Annotated in this window: 3 protein-coding genes; 2 read left to right on the plus strand and 1 reads right to left on the minus strand. The window is 72.0% G+C overall.

What is annotated here, in order from left to right; translation table 11 throughout:
• Window positions 1–17: 17 nt before the first annotated feature.
• On the minus strand, window positions 18–719 hold the full coding sequence (locus ACFFJG_RS04195) for a hypothetical protein (RefSeq protein WP_378517347.1): 702 nt from the start codon (window positions 717–719) through the stop codon (window positions 18–20).
• An 81-nt stretch (window positions 720–800) separates the two neighbouring features.
• Between ACFFJG_RS04195 and ACFFJG_RS04200 the strand changes: the two genes are divergently transcribed.
• Both ACFFJG_RS04200 and ACFFJG_RS04205 read left to right on the plus strand, forming a co-directional pair.
• Window positions 801–917 carry a putative leader peptide gene (locus tag ACFFJG_RS04200; protein WP_378517348.1) on the plus strand — a complete coding sequence of 39 codons (117 nt, stop codon included), beginning with the start codon at window positions 801–803 and terminating at the stop codon, window positions 915–917.
• Between the two features lie 66 nt (window positions 918–983).
• Window positions 984–2,408 carry a dicarboxylate/amino acid:cation symporter gene (locus ACFFJG_RS04205; protein WP_378517349.1) on the plus strand — a complete coding sequence of 475 codons (1,425 nt, stop codon included), beginning with the start codon at window positions 984–986 and terminating at the stop codon, window positions 2,406–2,408.
• Window positions 2,409–2,440: the final 32 nt, after the last annotated feature.

Raw genomic sequence — 2,440 nt, forward strand, 5'->3', positions numbered from 1 at the left:
TCGTCACGCGTGGAGCCTCAGCCGCGACGCACCTTCTGGCTGCGACCCATGCTGCTGAGGCTGATGCCGGAGCGGAAGGCGTCGTCCACGTAGGCCGCGACGTTGGCCGAGCCGTCGGCCTGCGGGGTGACAGCCGTGCGCACCAGGCCGGCGCGGACCTGGACCCACGCGGGCGACCCGAGGCAGGAGGTGGGGACGGACGTCACCAGCGTGTCGGCGGCGAGGTCGTAGCGTGCGCGCACGGTCCGGCACGGCTTGGTCTCCGCCCCCGTGATGGTGACGGTGTTGCCCTCGACGGTGACGGTGGCGCCCGACCCCGGGCCGAGGGGGTACAGGTCGGCCCAGGCGCGCCCCTCTGCCTGGTTCACGGTGAGCTCGAAGCGGCCTTGCGGGGTGAAGATGCGGAAGTCGGCCGCCTGGCCGTCCACCTGCACCAGGTCGCGGAACTGCACGGTCAGCGTGAGGCGCTTGCGCGCGTGGTCGATGGTGGTGCGCGCGACGTCGACGGACGTCTCGTCGGGGGCGTCGAGGAACGGCGGGGCGTCGGCCGACGGCGCCGACCCGCCGAGCAGCGCTCCGAGAACCGCTCCCATGTTGACCGCCCGGGCATCGCCCGAGGCGTCGTCGACCGTCAGGCTCGCCGCGTGCGCGGCCACGGGGGTCAGGAGGAGGGCGGGGACGAGGAGGGCGGCCAGACGGGCGCCACGGCGAGGAGACATGGGCCGAACCCTAGTCAGGTGCGTCCTGACCTGTGACCTGAACCACGGAACAGTCCCTGCGCGCGACCGGTTGTGCCAGACGTGCGCCCTCCCCTGCCCGTCCCCACGACCGTCGGCGACCTGCTGACCCAGCGTCGTGCCGTGGACCTGCTGCGCACCGGGAGCGCGCTCTGTCGTCCTCGCCGCGCCGTCGACTGACCCCTCCGTCTGCACCCGGCACCCCGCGCCTGCACGGTGCCGTTCTCGAAAGGTTACCTTTTCAGTATGACTACTTCAGTTGAGGAGACGACGCCGCGTCGCGTGCGCCTCCCGTCCTTCGGCGTCCAGGTCCTGCTCGGCCTCGCGCTCGGCGTGGCCCTCGGGCTCGTCGCCCGCTCGATGGGCGCCGACGGCGTCGACGCCACGACCGGCGAGGTCGACCCGAACTGGCTCACCGAGACGCTGAGCACGATCGGGGGCACCTTCGTCACCCTGCTCCGTGCCGTCGTCCCGCCCCTGGTCTTCCTGGCGATCGTCGCCTCGATCGCCAACCTGCGCGAGGTGACCGGAGCCGCCCGCCTGGCGTGGAAGACGCTCGTCTGGTTCGCCGGGACCGCGCTCATCGCCGTGAGCATCGGCATCGTGCTCGGCCTGGTCCTCAAGCCGGGTGAGCACACGAGCGTCGCCGCCGACGCCGCGTCGACGCCGTCGACCACGGGCTCGTGGCTCGACTTCCTGACCGGCCTGGTGCCGGCCAACGTGCTCGGCCTCGAGGGCTCGGCCTCCCCCGACGGCAGCGTGTCCATGTCGTTCAACGTGCTGCAGATCCTCGTGGTGGCCATCGCCGTCGGCATCGCGACCCTCAAGGTCGGCGAGGCGGCCGACCCGTTCCTGACCTTCGTCCGCTCGGCGCTCGCCGTCGTGCAGAAGGTGCTGTGGTGGATCATCCTGCTGGCCCCGATCGCGACCGTAGGCCTGCTCGGCAACGCGGTGGCCAGCTATGGCTGGGACGCCCTCGGCTCGCTGGGCACCTTCGCCCTCGCGATCTACGCCGGCCTCGCCCTGGTGCTGCTGGTGGTCTACCCCGTCCTGCTCAGGGTCAACGGCCTCTCGGTCCGCCAGTTCTTCTCCGGTGCGTGGCCCGCGACCTCGCTGGCCTTCGTCTCGCGCTCGTCGGTGGGCACGATGCCGCTGACGCAGAGCGTGACCGAGCGCAACCTCGGCGTGCCCCGCGCGTACGCGTCCTTCGCCGTGCCGCTCGGCGCGACGACCAAGATGGACGGCTGCGCCTCGATCTACCCGGCGATCTCGGCCATCTTCGTCGCGCAGTTCTTCGGCCTCGACCTCTCGATCACCGACTACGTGCTGATCGCGTTCGTCTCCGTGATCGGCTCCGCCGCCACCGCCGGCGTCACCGGCGCGACCGTGATGCTCACCCTCACGCTGTCCACGCTCGGGCTGCCGCTCGAGGGAGTAGGCCTGCTGCTGGCGATCGACCCGATCCTCGACATGGGCCGCACCGCGGTCAACGTCACGGGCCAGGCCCTGGTGCCGACGATCGTCGCGAAGCGCGAGGGCATCCTCGACCGCACGGTCTACGACGCACCGCGGGGTCGTACGCCCTGGCGCGAGGACGCCCCGACCGCCGAGCATCCGGTCGACGAGCAGGCCTCGGGTCGCGAGGTCGTGGGGGCCTCCGCTCGGAGCTGACCTCCCTCCGCGGCTGAGGGCCGCGACCAACC

The organism is Nocardioides zeicaulis (genome assembly GCF_042432345.1).
GTDB lineage: Bacteria > Actinomycetota > Actinomycetes > Propionibacteriales > Nocardioidaceae > Nocardioides > Nocardioides zeicaulis.